The 16,431-nt window shown below is 72.5% G+C and carries 14 protein-coding genes; 10 read left to right on the top strand and 4 right to left on the bottom strand.

Annotation, left to right across the window (positions count from 1 at the left end; genetic code table 11):
- The first annotated feature begins 58 nt into the window (after positions 1–58).
- From VMN58_11985 to VMN58_12010, 6 genes are read left to right on the top strand one after another with little or no spacing between them, the layout of a single operon-like run.
- Positions 59–1,285, top strand: a complete 1,227-nt coding sequence (locus VMN58_11985) for a hypothetical protein (protein HUF33915.1) — start codon at positions 59–61, stop codon at positions 1,283–1,285.
- Positions 1,282–5,457: a multicopper oxidase domain-containing protein gene (locus tag VMN58_11990; GenBank protein ID HUF33916.1), complete on the top strand. Its 4,176-nt coding sequence runs from the start codon at positions 1,282–1,284 to the stop codon at positions 5,455–5,457. Before VMN58_11985 ends, VMN58_11990 begins: the two co-directional genes overlap by 4 nt.
- Before the next feature lie 53 nt (positions 5,458–5,510).
- Entirely contained in the window at positions 5,511–5,879 is a 369-nt protein-coding gene (locus tag VMN58_11995; GenBank protein ID HUF33917.1) for an RNA-binding S4 domain-containing protein, read from the top strand.
- On the top strand, positions 5,876–6,658 hold the full coding sequence (modA, locus tag VMN58_12000; GenBank protein ID HUF33918.1) for a molybdate ABC transporter substrate-binding protein: 783 nt from the start codon (positions 5,876–5,878) through the stop codon (positions 6,656–6,658). Before VMN58_11995 ends, modA begins: the two co-directional genes overlap by 4 nt.
- A complete protein-coding gene (modB, locus tag VMN58_12005; protein HUF33919.1) occupies positions 6,658–7,314 on the top strand; it encodes a molybdate ABC transporter permease subunit in 657 nt (218 codons plus the stop codon). The genes modA and modB overlap by 1 nt, the downstream gene beginning before the upstream one ends.
- The gene (locus tag VMN58_12010) at positions 7,311–8,036 is read left to right on the top strand and encodes an ATP-binding cassette domain-containing protein (GenBank protein HUF33920.1); all 726 of its coding nucleotides are present in this window, start codon (positions 7,311–7,313) and stop codon (positions 8,034–8,036) included. Before modB ends, VMN58_12010 begins: the two co-directional genes overlap by 4 nt.
- A 4-nt stretch (positions 8,037–8,040) precedes the next feature.
- On the opposite strand, the gene VMN58_12015 is transcribed toward VMN58_12010, so the two are convergent.
- From VMN58_12015 to VMN58_12025, 3 genes are all read right to left on the bottom strand, one after another.
- A complete protein-coding gene (locus tag VMN58_12015) occupies positions 8,041–8,715 on the bottom strand; it encodes a hypothetical protein (protein HUF33921.1) in 675 nt (224 codons plus the stop codon).
- 74 nt (positions 8,716–8,789) lie between these two features.
- Positions 8,790–9,908 (bottom strand): tRNA dihydrouridine synthase DusB, encoded by a 1,119-nt coding sequence (dusB, locus tag VMN58_12020; GenBank protein HUF33922.1) that lies wholly within the window; start codon positions 9,906–9,908, stop codon positions 8,790–8,792.
- On the bottom strand, positions 9,899–10,492 hold the full coding sequence (locus VMN58_12025; GenBank protein ID HUF33923.1) for a nucleoside triphosphate pyrophosphatase: 594 nt from the start codon (positions 10,490–10,492) through the stop codon (positions 9,899–9,901). Before VMN58_12025 ends, dusB begins: the two co-directional genes overlap by 10 nt.
- 234 nt (positions 10,493–10,726) lie before the next feature.
- On the opposite strand from VMN58_12025, the gene leuA reads away from it, so the two are divergent.
- Entirely contained in the window at positions 10,727–12,418 is a 1,692-nt protein-coding gene (leuA, locus tag VMN58_12030; GenBank protein ID HUF33924.1) for a 2-isopropylmalate synthase, read from the top strand.
- Positions 12,419–12,500: 82 nt separating this feature from the next.
- Complete coding sequence (locus VMN58_12035; protein ID HUF33925.1) at positions 12,501–14,177, top strand: PEP-utilizing enzyme; 1,677 nt, start codon at positions 12,501–12,503, stop codon at positions 14,175–14,177.
- A 58-nt stretch (positions 14,178–14,235) separates the two neighbouring features.
- On the opposite strand, the gene VMN58_12040 is transcribed toward VMN58_12035, so the two are convergent.
- Positions 14,236–14,637 carry a hypothetical protein gene (locus tag VMN58_12040; protein HUF33926.1) on the bottom strand — a complete coding sequence of 134 codons (402 nt, stop codon included), beginning with the start codon at positions 14,635–14,637 and terminating at the stop codon, positions 14,236–14,238.
- Between the two features lie 69 nt (positions 14,638–14,706).
- On the opposite strand from VMN58_12040, the gene VMN58_12045 reads away from it, so the two are divergent.
- Positions 14,707–15,327, top strand: a complete 621-nt coding sequence (locus VMN58_12045; GenBank protein ID HUF33927.1) for a helix-turn-helix domain-containing protein — start codon at positions 14,707–14,709, stop codon at positions 15,325–15,327.
- A 64-nt stretch (positions 15,328–15,391) separates the two neighbouring features.
- A complete protein-coding gene (locus VMN58_12050) occupies positions 15,392–16,339 on the top strand; it encodes an MBL fold metallo-hydrolase (GenBank protein HUF33928.1) in 948 nt (315 codons plus the stop codon).
- Positions 16,340–16,431: the final 92 nt, after the last annotated feature.

A 16,431-nucleotide genomic window follows, 5' to 3' on the forward strand; every position in this document is an offset into this window, starting at 1 on the left:
ACTCTCTCCACCGGTGCGGTGCCGGTGCGCGGCCGGATGGGCGTGGGGCGGATCGACGATGGAGGACCAGATGATCCGAGGGAGGCGACCGCTGGCGCTGCTGGCGGTGGTCATGCTGCTGCTGGCGGCATGCGGCAGTGACGACGACGGGGTGGCCGGCACGGGGTCGGAGACGACCGAGGCGGGAGACGGCGCCGAGGACGGGCCGCAGGAGATCACCGTGCAGATCGACGGGAGGGCCGACGACTTCAACGCCGCGTTCCTCGCCTACTTCCCGGACCAGGTAACGGTCCACCCGGGCGACACCATCGTGTACCGGAGCAACTTCACGGGCGAGCCCCACTCGATCTCGTTCGGCTCCATCGTCACCGACGTCGTCGACGCGTTCCGCGCCCTGACGCCGGAGGAGCTCGAGAGCGAGGGTCCCCCTCCGCCGGAGCTCATGGCCGCCTTCGAGGCGGTGCCGTCCATGCTGCCCGAGGGCCCAGGTGACGCCAACCAGTCGAGCATCAACCCGTGCTTCGTCGCAGCGGGCGAGGACCTCCCAGAGGACGAGTCCGCGCAGTGCGACGTCACCGAGCCGGCGCCCTTCGACGGCACGGAGGTGTTCTACAACTCTGGGTTCCTCCCCGACGGTGAGACCTTCGAGCTCCAGCTGGCCGATGACATCGAGCCAGGAACGTACGTCGGCTTCTGCACCCTGCACTTCGTGGAGATGATCTCCGAGGTCACCGTCGTGCCGGCCGACCAGGAGATCCCGTCCGCAGGCGAGGTGGACGACGAGGGTCAGGAGCAGCTCGACGCGCTGATCGAGCAGCTCGAGCCCGCGGCCGAGGACCCGGAGTCGCCGGGCGACGGCGAGGTCCAGGCGGGTGCCGGTTCGGAGGAGCTCCCGAACGCCATGGTCGTCGAGTTCCTCCCCGATGAGATCGAGGTCGGAGTCGGTGACGAGGTCACGTGGACCTTCGTCGGCCCCCACACCGTCAGCTTCAACGCCCCCGAGGAGGCCCGCGTCCCAATCAGCCGCGGCGACGACGGTGGCTTCCACCTCGTCGCGGCTGCCCTCGCGCCGGCGGGCTTCGACCCACCGCCCCCGCCTGACCCCCCGCCCGACGAGGAGGGCCCGCCACCCGACATCGAGGGTGGCGTCTGGGACGGGTCCGGGTTCTTCAGCTCGGGCATCGCGTTCGGCGGAGGGTTCACCGTGACCTTCAGCGAGGAGGGGTCGTACGAGTACGTCTGCCTGATCCACCCCGAGATGGAGGGCACCGTCACCGTCTCGTGAGGCGGCGGCTCCTCTCGGGTCTCGTGCTGCTGGCCTCGGCGCTCGCCGGGGTCAGCGGCGCGCCGGTGGCCGAGCATGGGCACGAGGGGCACGAGAGCCACGACGAGAGCAGCCCATCCCAGCTCGAGGGCCCGACGGGTCACGAGCACGACGAGGGTCTCGCCCTCCGGCCGCAGTCATCGGAGTCCACCTCGGCTGGTGCGACCTGCACCGAGGAGATGCCGCACCGTCGCTACGACATCACCGCGGTGGCCCTCAGCATCACCCTGAACCGCTACGGCGACCACGACCCCGCCGGACGTGCCTACGTGCTCGACGAGGCGCTCGACGATGTCCTCGCCGCCGCCGAGGCTGGCACCGAGGCCGTCACCCTCGGCCTGCAAGGCGACGCTGTCCAGCCGCTCGTCCTGCGGGTGAACCCGGGCGAGTGCCTCCTGGTCCGGCTGACCAATGGGCTGGCCGAGTCGGCGAGCTTCCACCTCCACTCGTCGTCTCTGGTCGTCTCGGCCACCGGCGAGGCGGCCACGGCGGCGAACTCGGATGCGACGGCGGCACCGGGGGAAGTGGTGACATACGAGTGGGCGGTGCCCACCGAGGAGGCAGAGGGCAGCCGGGTGTTCCACTCCCACGGGCACGTCCGGGCCCAGTCGGGTCACGGCCTGTTCGGGACGCTGGTGGTGGAGCCGCCCGGCTCGACCTGGTCGGACCCTCGAACCGGCGTGGCCGGCACCGTGGGCTGGGATGCCATGATCTCGTCCCCCGAAGGCCGGTTCCGCGAGTACGTGCTCGCCTACCACGAGGTCGGTGACGAGGAGTACCGGATCTCGCGCGAGGGCGGCGGGACGGTGCCCCAGGTCGACCCGATCACTGGCGCCTACCGCCCGGCGGCGCGCGCCATCAACTACCGCAGCGAACCGTTCCTGAACCGGCTGAGGCTCCAGGAAGGGGTCGCCGGGTTCGCCGACGAGTCCCTCGCCTACAGCTCGTACGCGTTCGGTGACCCCGCAACCCCGATCCTGCGCAGCTACGTGGGGGACCCGGTGAAGCAGCGCGTGGTCCACGCCGGCGGCGAGGTCTTCCACGTCCACCACGTGCACGGCGGCTCCGTTCGCTGGCGTCGTCAACCGGGCGCTGGGCCCACCGGGTTCGGTGACGGCCTCACCAAGCACCCATCGCTGCTGCCCGGGCCCTCGGAGCGCACCGACTCGCAGAGCCTCGGGCCCTCCGAGGCCTTCGACGTGGACCACGAGTGCTCCGCCGGGGGCTGCCAGCAGGGTGCGGGCGACCACCTGGTCCACTGCCACGTCGCCCATCACTACTTCGCGGGGATGTGGGGGATCTGGCGGGTCTACAACACCGTCCAGGACGGTGCGGCATCGACCGACGCACTCCCGCCGCTGCCCGTGCTTGCCGACCGGGCGGACGCCACCGACGTGGGCGTGGACCTGAGTGACCTGGCGCCGACCCAGCGGGAGAAGGCCCTACGCCACCTCCCGCCACCGGGACGGCCGGGGTCGTACGACGCGTCGGTGTGGGACTGGGTGGAGGCCGACGGTGGCGTGCGTGGCGAGCCGGCCGAGCCTCGGCGTTGGCCGGGCCACGAGCCCGACCATCCTGGCGAGCGACCCGTCGTCCTGTTCGAGCCGACCACCGGTCGACCCGCGTACCCGCTGCTCCGGCCTCAGCTCGGCCGCCGGCCTCCGTTCGCGCCTGGTCACGGTCCTGCGCCATACCTCGACACGCCGACCCCGGACGGTGAGCCACCACCCCCCGGTGCCGACGGGCCGACGTCTCTGTGCCCTGAGGGCACGACCCGGCAGGAGCTGATGCTGCGCGCCGTGGAGGTGCCCGTTCCCCTCGACCCGAGCAGTGGCCTGATCGACCCGGCGGGGACGATCTTCGTGCTCGCCGAGGATGCGGACGCCGTGCGTGGCGACCCCTCACTGCGCACACCGCTGGTGGTCCGCGCCAACGCGGGAGAGGACTGCGTCGACGTCCTGCTCACAAACGAGATCGCTGACGGAGCCGACCACCCCTTCAGCAAGGTGAGCGCCCACATCCACTTCGTGCAGTTCGACGTGCAGGGTGGTGACGGGGTGGACACGGGGTTCAACTTCGAGCAGAGCGTCCGACCATATGCAGCGGCGGGAGAGCGGCTGGCTCGGTCGGTCGCCGCCGGTTCGACCGAGGTGAGGGTGGGGTCGGGGGAGCGGTTCCACGTCGGTGCCCTGGTGGGTGTCGGCCTGGACCAGGCCGGGAGGCTCGAGGTCCGCCGGATCACCGCCCTCGACGAGTCGGGCGCCGTCACCCTCGACCGGCCCCTCGAGCACGACCACGGTGAGGGCGAGGCGGTGAGCGCTGAGTTCGTCCGCTACCGCTGGTACCCCGACGCGCAGGTGGGCACCTCCTACTTCCACGATCACGTCAACGGCCTGCGGACGTGGCAGCACGGCCTGGTGGGTGCGCTCGTGGTGGAGCCGCCGGGCTCCACGTACCACGATCCGAGGACAGGGGAGCCGATGCGGTCGGGCTCGATCGCCGACGTGCACGTGCCACCGGGCACGCCGGTCTCGGCCGATGTGCAGGGCAGCTTCCGCGAGCTCGTGAGCTTCCTCCAGGACGGCAGCCGGCTGAGCAACGTGCGCCGCTCCCCGGGCAGCAAGCTCAACCTGCGGGCCGAGCCCCTCTCCCGGCGGCCCGGCCCGCGGTCGGAATCCTTCTCCTCGGCACGGCACGGCGACCCCGAGACGCCGCTGCTCGAGGCGTACGTGGGTGACCCCGTCGTCGTGCGGGCCGCGGTGAGCGGGGTCAACGAGGTCCACACCTGGCACCTCAGCGGGCACTGGTTCCGCCGGGAGCCCTGGAGCGACGCATCGGCACCGACGAGCACCGTCCACGTGGGGATCAGCGAGCGGATGGACCTCGTGGTTCCCGCCGCCGGGGGGCCACAGCGCCGCGCCGGTGACTACCTCTACGCAAACGGACGTGCCGTCAAGCTCGAGGAGGGTGCGTGGGGGATCCTCCGTGTGCACGACCTCCTCGGCGACATCGAGCCGCTTCCAGGCCATCCAGTCAGTGCGGAGCCGGCGCGTCCCGTCTGTCCGGCGGGCGCCCCCGTCCGGCGCTTCGAGATCGCTGCGGTCGAGTCACGGCTGTCGATGCTGGGCACCGGCCGTGGGCGGGTCTTCGTGCCGGCCGACGAGGCCGATGCCGTGCTCGGGGGACAGCGGCCGGCCAGCCCGCTCGTGCTGCGGGCCGCGGTGGGGGACTGCCTCGAGGTCACGCTCCACAACCGGCTGCCGCCGGGTTCGGGGCCCGTGTCCCTCCACACCTCCGGCCTCGCCTTCGACCCCCTCGAGTCGGGAGGGCTCGAGATCGGCCGCAACCCCGCCCAGGCGGCTGACGTCGGGCGCAGGAGGACGTCGACCTTCTTCGCCCATCCCGAGTACGGACCGGGCGCGGCGATCCTGCGCGACGGGGGCGACCTGGCGCGGTCGGGTGCCCGCGGCCTCTACGGGGCGGTGATCCTGAGCCCCGCGGGGGCAATGATCGACCCCCACGGCGGCTGGACGACCGTCGTCACCGACCCGGACGGCCGGTCATGGCGCGATGTCGTGCTCTTCCTCCACGACGAGGATGACGCCATAGGCAGCCATCGCATGCCCTACACAAGGGTCGTCCGGGGCGCGACGGGCATCAACTACGGGGGCGGAAGCGATGGGCCGACAGTCGAGGCTCGGGTCGGGGACCCCCTGCGGTTCCACGTTCTGGCGCCGTGGAGCGAGCAGGTCCAGGTGTTCTCGGTCGAGGGGCACCGCTGGCCCATCGAGCCGGCCATGGCGGGCAGCTCGCTGGTGGAGTCACTCGCCATCGGCGGGATGGAGTCGATCAGCGTGGTGCCCGAGGGAGGCGCGGGCGGGCCTTCCCGGCTGGCGGGGACCTACTGGTTCGGCAACCACCGGGAGCCGTACCGGGACGCCGGGCAGTCCGGCCAGCTCGTCGTCCACGGGCGTTGCGCCGAGGTGCCGGGCCTGGCGCTCTTGCCCGGCTCGCCGCGCTGCGGGGCCGGTCGGTCGCCGGTGCACGGTGTGGTCCTCGTCGGCGCCGCCCTCTCGGGCGCCCTGGTCCTGGGCGTGCTGCTGTCCTCGCGGCGCCACCGGCGACGGAGCTGAACCATTGGCTCCGGCCACCCGCCGGGCCCAGCCGCGTGCGCGACGATGGCGGCGTGGAGGAGACGCGGATCGACCGGTGGCTCTGGGCGGTGCGGCTCTACAAGACCCGCTCGGCTGCCACCGATGCGTGCCGGGGCGGCCACGTGGAGGTCAACGGCGCCCCCGCCAAGGCGGCCACGCTCGTCCGGCCCGGCGACCGGGTGCGGGCCGTGGTGGGGGACCGCCTGCGCATCCTCGAGGTGGTGCGCACCATCGACAAGCGGGTGGGCGCGCCGGTTGCCGCCACCTGCCTCGTCGACCACAGCCCGCCGCTGCCGCCGCGCGAGGAGGCGCCCGCCCCCGTGTTCGCGCGCGAGCCCGGTGCCGGTCGCCCGACCAAACGGGACCGTCGCCTCCTCGACCGCTTCCGGACCCAGGAGTGAGCGACCCGTGGAGGCGTCGCCTCGTCGTTGCCCTCGTCCCCCTCCTCCTCGGCGCCCTCGCCGCCTGCGGCGACGGGGGGACCAGAGACGGTCAGCTCCTGGTGGCTGCGGCGTCGGACCTCCGTCCTGCCTTCGAGGAGCTCGGACGGCGGCACCAGGAGGCGACGGGCACCTCGGTGACCTTCACGTTCGGCTCGTCGGGGCTGCTCGCCCGCCAGATCGCCAACGGTGCCCCCTACGACGTGTTCGCCTCGGCCGACGAGCGCTTCGTCGACGACGTCATCGCCGCCGGACGGGGCGACGCCGCCACCAAGGCCCACTACGCCATCGGGCGCATCGTGGTCTGGACCCGACCCGGGGCCGACCCGGCCGTGGCCATCGAGGACCTCGAGGACGACGACATCGCCCGCATCGCCATCGCCAACCCCGACCACGCGCCCTACGGCCGGGCCGCCGAGCAGGCCCTAGGGTCGGCGGGTGTGCTCGACGGGGTGCGTGACCGCCTCGTGTACGGCGAGAACATCTCCGACACCCAGCGCCTCGTGCAGTCGGGCAACGCCGACGTGGGGGTCATCGCCCTCTCCCTGGCGCTGGCGTCGCCCGAGGGAGACCACGTGATGGTCCCGGCGACCCTCCACGAGCCGCTCGACCAGGCGCTGGTCGTCACCGCCGGCAGCGCCCGGTCCGAGGCCGGGCGAGCCTTCGCCGCCCTCGTGGTGAGCGAGGAGGGCCGCGAGGTGCTCCGTCGTTTCGGCTTCGGGCCTCCGGCGGTGCGCTGATGGACTGGTTCCCCCTCTGGCTGTCGCTGCGGGTGGCGGCGACGGCGACGGTCATCGCCGGGGCCCTCGGTCTCACCGGGGGCTACCTCCTGGCCAAGGCCAGCTTCCGCGGACGCGGGTTGCTGGAGGCCATCGGGACGCTCCCCATCGTCCTGCCGCCGACGGTGCTCGGGTACTACCTGCTGGTGGTGCTCGGGGTCGACAGCCCGATCGGCCGGACGTGGGAGCGTGTGACCGGACGGCCGCTGGTGTTCACCGTGGCGGGAGCGGTCGTCGCCGCGTCGGTCTCCGCCCTCCCGTTCGTCCTGCGCACGGCGAGGGCGGCGATCGAGGGGGTCGACCCCCGCGTGGAGCAGGCCGCCCGTGTCGCCGGCCTCCCCGAGTGGCGGGTGGCGCTGAGCGTCACCGTGCCCCTGGCCGGGCGCGGCCTCATCGCCGGGGTGGCCCTCGGTTTTGCCCGCGCCATCGGCGAGTTCGGTGCCACCGTGATGGTGGCGGGGAACATCCCGGGCCGGACCCAGACGATGCCCGTGGCCGTCTTCGATGCCGTCCAGGCTGGGGACGACGACCGGGCGGCGGTGCTCGCCCTGGTCCTCGCCGCCATCGCCGTGGCCGTGCTGCTCGTCGCCAACCGCCTGTCGCGAGCGGCGCCGTGAGCACGCCCACCACCGTCGAGGTCGACATCACCTGCACCGTCGGCGACGTGTCAGTGCGGGCGCGGTGCTCCGCGGGGCCCGGCGTCACCGTCTTCCTCGGACCCTCTGGTGCCGGCAAGTCGGTCACGCTGGCCGCCGTGGCCGGCCTGCTCCGCCCGAGCGCCGGCACGATCACCATCGGTGGGCGGACGGTGGCCGACGCCGCGGCCGGCATCCACGTCTCGAGCCAGGAGCGCCACGTGGGCCTGGTGTTCCAGGACGCGCTCCTGCTGCCCCACCACCACGTGCTCGACAACGTGGCCCTGGCGGTGCGCTCCGGGCGCCGGGTGGAGCGCCGTCGCACTGCCTCGGCGTGGCTCGAGCGGGTGGGCGCCGGGCACCTGGCAGGGGCGCGGCCCGCACGGTTGTCCGGAGGTGAGCGCCAGCGGGTCGCCCTGGCCCGGGCCCTGGCCGGCGAGCCGCTGGCGCTCCTGCTGGACGAGCCGTTCAGCGCCCTGGACCTCCCGACCCGCCGCCAGCTCCGCCGGGTGGTGCGCGAGGTGGTCGACGAGCGGCGGTTGCCGACCCTGCTCGTGACCCACGACCTCGATGAGGCCGGCGAGCTGGCCGACTCCGTGGTCTCGTTCGTGCCGGGTGCCACCGTCGCTCAGCGCGACACGGCACCCTTCGACCCAGTCGAGCTGGCAGGCCTCCTCAGCGGAGAGGGTGACGTCCGCCGCTGAGCAGCTAATCGCCGAAGACGAAGAAGCGCCACTCGCCATCCTCGGTGAACCCGAGCCGCCAGCCGAGGTACTGCCCGTCGCCGAACCACTCCTCGGCCTCCTCGCCGAACACGTCGACGACCTCTTGGCGGGCGGCCTCGTCGTCGTCGTCGTGCAGGGCGCGGGGCGCCACGTAGAGGGTCTCGGCGGCGCCGTCCGCCACGGTCGTGTCGACCTTCGAGCGGCTCATGGTGGTCAGGTGCACGATGATCGCCGTGATGGGCTCCTCGCGCTCCCCCTCCTCGGCGCGCCAGTAGGCGGCCAGGTCGGCGGACTCTGCGAAGGCCTCCCCGAAGCTGGCCGTGAAGGTGCCGTCAGCGAGGGCCAGCTCCGCCAGATCGTCGTAGTCGCACCGCTGGGCGGCGCTGCGGACGGCGAGGAGGGTGGTGGCCACCTGCTCGGGGATGTCCCCCGGGAACTCCATGGTGGTCATGATCCCGGCGCCGGCGCACTCGGGCTCGTCCGGCCGGTCGCCGTCCCCGGTGTCGTCGCTGTCGCCGGTCCCCTGGTCGGTGGTCATCGGCGATGTGGTGGTGGTGTCGCCGCTGCTCGCCTGTTGGGCGTCGTCGTCACCGCAGGCGGCCAGCGCGAGGGCGAGCAGCGGCGCCGCCAGCAGGAGGGTCAGGGATCGGGCGGGCATGGGTTCCTCCGGAGGGTCGGTCGATGGTCTCGTTCGTTGTGACGACGCGGCAGCCGGGTTCGTTCCCGGCCATCTCAGCCACCCGATACCAGCAGGTCGGCACCGGTCGGTGGCGCCGGGTCGTCGATGGTCTCGAGCCAGCCCGGCGGGAGCTGGACCGGACGGGGCCCCTGGGTGTGGCCGCGTTGCAGACGGGCGGCGTCGGCGGGGAAGGGGAGGCCGTGGTCCAGGCCGGCGAGGAGCTCGTCGAGCTCGTCGAGGGTCGCCACCAGGGCCATCCGGCGACGGACCTCACCGCCCACCGGGAAACCGGTGAGGTACCACGACGTGTGCTTGCGGAAGTCCCGGACCCCGGCGTGCTCGTCGCCCATCACCTCGCACAGGAGCCGGGCGTGGTCGGCCATGATCCCCGACACCTCACCGAGCGACGGGGGTGCCTGGGTCGGCCGGCCCGCGAAGACGTCGGCGAGGTCGCGGAACAGCCACGGGCGCCCGAGGCACCCGCGTCCGATGACCACGCCGTCGCAGCCGGTGGCAGCCATCATCGCCACCGCGTCGGTCGCCTCCCAGATGTCGCCGTTGCCCAGGACCGGCACGGTGGTGACGGCCTCCTTGAGGGCGGCGATGGCGGTCCAGTCGGCGGTGCCGGAGTAGAGCTGCTCGGCGGTGCGGGCGTGCAGCGCCACCGCGGCCGCGCCCTCCTCGGCGGCGGCCGTGCCGGAGGCGATGGCGGTGCGGTGGCGGTCGTCGATCCCGATGCGGAACTTGACCGTCACCGGCACGTCGCCGGCGGCGGTCACCGCGGCCCGCACGATGGACCGGAACAGCAGCGGGTGGGCCGGCAGCGCGGCACCACCGCCCTTGCGGGTCACCTTGGCGGCCGGGCAGCCGAAGTTGAGGTCGATGTGGTCCACGTCGACCTCGTCGACGAGGCGGCGCACGGCCGCGCCCACCACCTCGGGGTGCACGCCGTAGAGCTGCACGCTGCGCCGGTCCTCGTCCTCGCTGAACGAGACCATCCGAAGGGTCCTGGCGTTGCCCTCCACCAGGGCGCGGGCGGTGACCATCTCGCTCACGTAGAGCCCGGCGCCGTAGCGCCGGCAGAGACGCCGGAACGCGGCGTTGGTGACCCCGGCCATCGGGGCGAGGACCACCGGCGGGTCGAGGGCGAGGGGGCCGATGGTCAGGACCACAGGTCGGTCACCTCCAGGTCGAGGCGGGCCAGGAGCTGGCGCAGGAGGGGGAGGGACAGGCCGATGACGTTGCCGGGGTCACCGTCGACACCGTCGATGAACGGCGCCGACCGGCCGTCGAGGGTGAACGCCCCGGCGACGTGGAGGGGCTCGCCCGTGGCGACGTACGCCTCGACCTCGGCGTCGCTGGGGCACCCGAACCGCACGACGGTGGAGGCCACCGCAGATGCCTGCGCCGAGGTGCGGGTGTCGACGACGCAGTGCCCGGTGCGCAGCACACCGCTTCGCCCCCGCATGGCGTGCCAGCGGGCCACGGCGTCGTCGCGGCCGGCGGGCTTGCCCAGCGCCACGCCGTCGAGGTCGAGCACGGAGTCGCAGCCGACGACGAGGGCGCCGGTGGTGCGGGAGGCCACGGCGGCCGCCTTGCGCTCCGCGAGGGCGAGCGCCAGCCGGCCGGGGTCCGTCTCGTCGACGTCGTCCTCGTCGATCCCGCTGACCACGACGGTGGCCTCGATGCCCGCGGCGCGGAGCAAGCGCAGTCGGGCCGGTGAGGCGGACGCGAGGACGAGGGGCGGGCCGTGCATGTCGCTCCATGGTGGCACCGCCACGCGCTGGTGCCACACCGCGCCTTGACCCCGTGGTCCCCGGGGGGTTCACTACGAGGGATGCACGCGACCGCTCTCCTCGCCCGCAACCTCCTCCTCCTCGCCTGAGGCGAGCGCTCCCCGCGCTCGCCCCGACCTCCTGCGCCCACCGGGCCAGGAGGTCTCTTGCTTCTCGAACCCGACTCGAAGCGCAACCCGACCAAGGAACAGCCGATGCCTCCTCCGCCCGTGACCCCGAAGAAGATGCCCTTCGAGAAGTACCGGCCGTTCCTCCCGCTCCCGCTGGAGCTGCCCGACCGGGCGTGGATCAACCGCCAGATCACCAAGGCGCCCACCTGGTGCTCGGTCGACCTCCGCGACGGCAACCAGGCGCTGATCGACCCGATGGACCCGACCCGCAAGCGCCGCATGTTCGACACGCTCGTGCAGATGGGCTTCAAGGAGATCGAGGTCGGGTTCCCCTCGGCCAGCCAGCCCGACTACGACTTCGTCCGCCAGCTCATCGAGGACGACCTCATCCCCGACGACGTCACCATCCAGGTGCTCGTCCAGTGCCGGCCCGAGCTGCTCGAGCGGACCTACGAGTGCCTCGCGGGTGCGCCGCGGGCAATCGTCCACTTCTACAACTCGACCTCGGTCCTCCAGCGTCGTGTCGTGTTCGGCCTCGACCGGGCCGGCATCACCCAGATCGCCGTCGACGCCGCCCGGATGTGCCGCAAGCTCGAGGCGACCCTGCCGGGCACCGAGGTGCGCTACGAGTACTCGCCGGAGAGCTTCACCGGCACCGAGCTTGACTACGGCGTCGAGATCTGTGGCGCGGTGATGGACGCCATCGAGCCCTCGGCCGACGAGCCCATCATCTTGAACCTCCCGGCAACCGTCGAGATGTACACCCCGAACATCTACGGCGACGCCATCGAGTGGTTCCACCGCAACGTGCCCCACCGCGACCGCGTGGTCCTCTCGCTGCACCCTCACAACGACCGCGGCACCGCCGTCGCCGCCGCCGAGTTCGGCGTCATGGCCGGTGCCGACCGCGTGGAGGGGACCCTGTTCGGCAACGGCGAGCGCACCGGCAACGTCGACGTCGTGACCCTGGCGATGAACCTCTTCAGCCAGGGCGTCGACCCCGAGCTCGACATCAGCGACATCGACGCCCTGCGCCGCGAGGCCGAGCACTGCAACCGCCTGCCGGTGCACCCCCGCCACCCCTACGTGGGCGACCTCGTCTACACGGCGTTCTCCGGCTCCCACCAGGACGCCATCAAGAAGGGCACCGAGGCGCTCCCCGACGACTACGAGGTGTGGGAGGTCCCCTACCTCCCGATCGACCCCAAGCACGTGGGCCGCACCTACGAGGCGGTGATCCGGGTCAACAGCCAGTCGGGGAAGGGGGGCGTGGCCTACCTCATGAAGGCCGAGCACGGCCTCGACCTGCCGCGGCGGCTCCAGATCGAGTTCTCCCGCGCCGTCCAGACCATCGCAGAGGACACCGGCACCGAGATCAGCCCGGCGGAGATGTGGGCCACGTTCTCGGCCGAGTACCTCCCGGACGAGACCTCGGTGCAGCTGCTCTCGCACGAGGTCGCCACCACCGACGAGTCGACGTCGGTGACCGCCCAGCTCGTCATCGACGGTGAGCACCGCACGCTCACCGGAGAGGGCAACGGCCCCATCGCCGCACTGGTGCACGCGCTACGCCACGAGCTGGCGATCGACCTCGAGGTCATCGACTACGCCGAGCACGCCGTGAGCGCCGGAAGCGACGCCACCGCGGTGGCCTACGTCGAGGCCCGTGGTGGCGACGTCATCCGCTGGGGGGTGGGGATGCACGAGAACATCCTCACCGCCTCCCTCCGAGCGGTGGTCGGAGTCGTCGACCGGCTCCGCCGGGCGGAGGACTGAGGGCGAGAAGAGCGACAGCCCGGTTGGTACGATCCTCGTGCCCAGGTCGGGCTCACGGTGGATCATGAGCAGGAGGCGCACGATGCACGACGCCACGTTCACCGCTCCCGGAGCAGGCCAGTGGGAGCTCGATCGCAGCCACGGACTCGGCGGCGCCACCCCGATCTGCCAGTGGCTGCTCGGTGAGTCGTGCGAGGTGGCCTTCCGCCGCCTGTTCCGCGAGTTCGGAGTGGCCGCGGACACGATGAGCATGGAGTTCGTCAACGGGTTCATGTACACGCGCCTGCGGCCCCTCTTCGGCGCCGACAAGCAGTCGACCAAGGCGCCGCCGACGCTGGTGCTCAAGATCCTCGGCCGCCTCCACCCCGAGCTGCGCCGGCGCGACCGGGCGGCCGCCCGAACGCTCGACGAGCGGCCCTGGCGCCAGGCGATCGCCAACTGGCACGCCGAGCTGCGACCGCAGATCGAGGCCTGCAACCTGGCGTTCCAGGACGTCGACCTCGCCACGATCGACGATGTCGCCCTCGCCGATCACCTCGTCGCGCTGCTCGCCCACTGCCGCGAGGGGTTCGAGCGCCACTTCTACCTGCACGGCTTCGACCTCGGCCCGCTCGGGCTGCTCATCTACGACGCCAAGGGCTGGGGCCTGCCCACCACCGAGGTGCTGCAGGCGCTCGTCGGCGCCTCGCCGTCCACGTCGGCGCCGCGGGAGGCCCTGGCACGGATCCGGCGCGAGGTCGACGCCGCCGGGGCGTCACCGTCCACGCTCGACGAGCTCCGTGCCGTGTCGCCGGCGGTGGCGGCCGCCCTCGACGACTACCTGCGCTACCGGGGCCACGTGCTCTACACCCGCTACGACATCGACGGGCTGACCCTGGTCGAGACCCCCGAGGTGCTCCTCGCCACCATCCTCCACGGGCGGGCCGACGACGGCACGGGACCCGACCCCGCCGCGGTCGCCGACTCGCTGCGGGAGCGCGTGCCCGCCGAGCACCGGGACCGCTTCGACGACCTCCTGGCGGAGGCACGGGCGGCGATGGACCTTCGCGACGACAACGGCCCCACCACGGTCGAGTGGCCGATGGGCCTCCTGCGGCTCGGCCTCCTCGAGGCCGGCCGCCGGCTCGCCGCGTCCGGCCGGATCCAGGTGCCGGACCACATCCTCGAGCTGGAGCCCGGCGAGGTCGACGCCCTCGTGCGCCGCGGGGAGGGGCCGGGCGCGGCCGCGCTGGCGGCGCGCGCCGAACGACGACGTTTCGAGATGACGCTGGACCCCCCGATGACCCTTGGGCCGCCGCAGGCGGAGCCGCCGCTCGACGCCCTTCCCGAGAACCTGGGGCGCATGGTCGCCATGGTCCAGGCGATCATCGAGGAGCTGGGCATGGCCGAGCGGGACGACGCGTCGGCCGATCCCCTGCGCGGCGTCGGCATCGGCTCGGTGGCGTACCGCGGGCGGGCCCGGGTGGCCCTCTCGCCCGAGGACGCCATCGCCTCGTTGGAGCCGGGCGACGTGCTGGTCACCCGTACCACCTCGCCCGCCTTCAACCTCGTGCTGACCCTGGTCGGTGGGCTCGTGACGGCCGAGGGCGGGCCCATGTCGCACGCCGCCGTCCTCGCCAGGGAGCTCGGCTTCCCCGCGGTGGTGGGCGTCCCAGGCGCCCTCGAGGCCATCCCCGATGGGTCGCTGGTCGAGGTCGACCCCAGCTCGGGCCGGGTCTCGGTGGTCGATCTCGCCACCGAGGAGCCTGCCCCGGCCTGACCCGGGATGCGTTTGGTTCGTCGAGGTCCCGCCAGGGAGTGCTGGTCGGACCACTGCGTCAGAGCGCTGTCAGGACGCCGATGAGCACGATGGCCATCCCGGGTAGGTGGCCGGCGCTGCTGGTTGCGAGAAGTTTCCAGCCGAGAGACCGGACCGCGAAGTGGTCGCCGATGTCCTGACGCCAGTTGGCGATGGCGCCGGCGACGAACAGCGCGGAACCGGTGACGAGCAGCCCGGCAGCGGTGGTCTCCAGCCATGCGGTCAGCGACGAGAAGGCCACGGCCACGGACAGCCCCAAGTGGACTGCTCCCTGGATGATCGCCGAGAGGTGCGCGGTCACCAGGTGGCGAGGTGCCTCAGGGACCCGACTGCGGACCTGGGACAGCGGGATGCCGAGCAGGAACCCCACGGTGAGGCTCACCGTGCCATACACGACGAGGATCTTCGCTGCTGTCTCCATCCGCCCCCCAACTTGGTGAGATTCTACGTATCATGGATTAGGTGGTAGGGATCCGTCAAGGTTGGAGACGTGACACGCAACTACGACCTCGGTGAGCGGGCGAAGGGGATGGAGGAGACGCGCCAGCGGATCCTCGATGCCGCCTGGAACCTCACGGCGGCTGCGGGCTTCGAGCCCGTCAGCGTCGACGAGATCGCCGCCGAGGCGGGAGTCGGGCGTGCCACGATCTTCCGCCACTTCGGTTCCAAGACCGCCCTGTACGAGGCCGCCCTGTGGCACCGCATGTCCCTGGTGGATCTCGATCGCGTCGAGGCTGCCCACCAGCTTCCCGACCCCGTGGACGCGCTCGCCGAGGTGCTGCGAGCGAACTGCGAGATGTTCGACCAGATCGGCGACGCCCTGGCCCGCTGCCTCGAAGTGGCCCGCACCAACGACCTCATGCGCCAGCTCCTCGACATCTCCTACTTCGGCCGCCGAGTCGACTCGATGTCCCGGCTCGCACGACGCCTCCACGACGCCGGCCGGCTCGCCCCCGGCTGGACCCAGCCTCGCGTCGCCGACGCGCTCGTCGTCCTCACCAGCCTCGAGGCCTACGAGACCCTCACCCGTCACCGTGCCCGACCCACCAATGCGGCGTCCGACACCCTGTTCGCCATGGCCCAGGCGTTCCTCGTCGCACCGGGCAGCTGACTGGATCACAGCCGGGCTTGGGCGGGGGGTACACCAGTCCCGGCATCCCGTTAGCGTCGAGACGATGGGCGCGCCGACGAGCCACGACCACCACGACGACCGCCTCCCGCCGCCGGTGACGGTGGAGGTCGGGGACGGGCTCTTCGCCTACGTGCAGCCCGACGGCAGCTGGTGGATCAACAACACCGGCTTCCTCGTGGGCTCCGACGGCGTGGTGGCCGTCGACACCTGCTCCACCGAGCGGCGGACGCGCGCCTTCCTCGGGGCGGTGTCGGAGGTGACCACCGCGCCCATCCGCACGCTGGTCAACACCCACCACCACGGCGACCACACCAACGGCAACTGCCTGCTGCCCGAGGCGACGATCCTCGCCCACCACCAGTGCCGCGAGGGCGTGCGGGCCACGCCCATCGGCGGCCTCGAGGCCGTCTTCGGCGAGGTCGGGTGGGGCGACCTCACCCCCAACCCGCCGTTCGTGACGTTCGACGACCGCCTCGACGTGCACGTCGACGACACCCGCCTCGAGCTGCACCACATCGGCACGCCCGCCCACACCACCGGCGATGTGGTGGCGTGGGTGCCGGAGCAGTCGGTCCTCTACGCCGGCGACCTCGTGTTCAACGGCGCCACGCCCTTCGTGGTCATGGGCTCGGTGGCAGGGTCGTTGCAGGCGGTCGAGCGGGTCCGGGCGTTCGGTGCCCACACCATCGTCCCCGGCCACGGCGGCGTCTGCGGCCCGGAGGTGCTCGACCGCATTGCCGGCTACCTCCGCTTCGTGCAGGAGCTCGCCGCCGACGCCAAGGAGGCGGGCGAGGGGCCACTCGACGCCGCCCGCCAGGCCGACCTCGGGGAGTACGCCGAGCTGCTCGACAGTGAGCGCATCGTCGGCAACCTGCACCGCGCCTACGCCGAGCTCGACGGCGCCGAGCCCGGGGCGCCCATCGACGTCCTCGCCGCCTTCGGCGACATGATCGTCTACAACGGCGGCAAGCCGCTCCGCTGCCTCGCCTGAGGATCGGCGGTCGCGTGGTGGTCGCCGATGCTCGGCGCTCGCGCGACGCTCGTCCTGTCATCCTCTCCGGCGGTGGATGGAGACGGCGTAGT

The sequence above is a fragment of the Acidimicrobiales bacterium genome, from assembly GCA_035512495.1.
In the GTDB taxonomy this organism is placed as follows: Bacteria; Actinomycetota; Acidimicrobiia; order Acidimicrobiales; family CADCSY01; genus DATKDW01.

Coding starts and splice junctions, on each gene's coding strand:
- VMN58_11985 (HUF33915.1), top strand. CDS start 59: ATGGAGGACCAGATGATCCGAGGGAGGCGACCGCTGGCGCTGCTGGCG.
- modB (HUF33919.1), top strand. CDS start 6,658: ATGGACTGGTTCCCCCTCTGGCTGTCGCTGCGGGTGGCGGCGACGGCG.
- VMN58_12015 (HUF33921.1), bottom strand. CDS start 8,715: ATGCCCGCCCGATCCCTGACCCTCCTGCTGGCGGCGCCGCTGCTCGCC.
- VMN58_12025 (HUF33923.1), bottom strand. CDS start 10,492: ATGCACGGCCCGCCCCTCGTCCTCGCGTCCGCCTCACCGGCCCGACTG.
- leuA (HUF33924.1), top strand. CDS start 10,727: ATGCCTCCTCCGCCCGTGACCCCGAAGAAGATGCCCTTCGAGAAGTAC.
- VMN58_12035 (HUF33925.1), top strand. CDS start 12,501: ATGCACGACGCCACGTTCACCGCTCCCGGAGCAGGCCAGTGGGAGCTC.
- VMN58_12040 (HUF33926.1), bottom strand. CDS start 14,637: ATGGAGACAGCAGCGAAGATCCTCGTCGTGTATGGCACGGTGAGCCTC.
- VMN58_12050 (HUF33928.1), top strand. CDS start 15,392: ATGGGCGCGCCGACGAGCCACGACCACCACGACGACCGCCTCCCGCCG.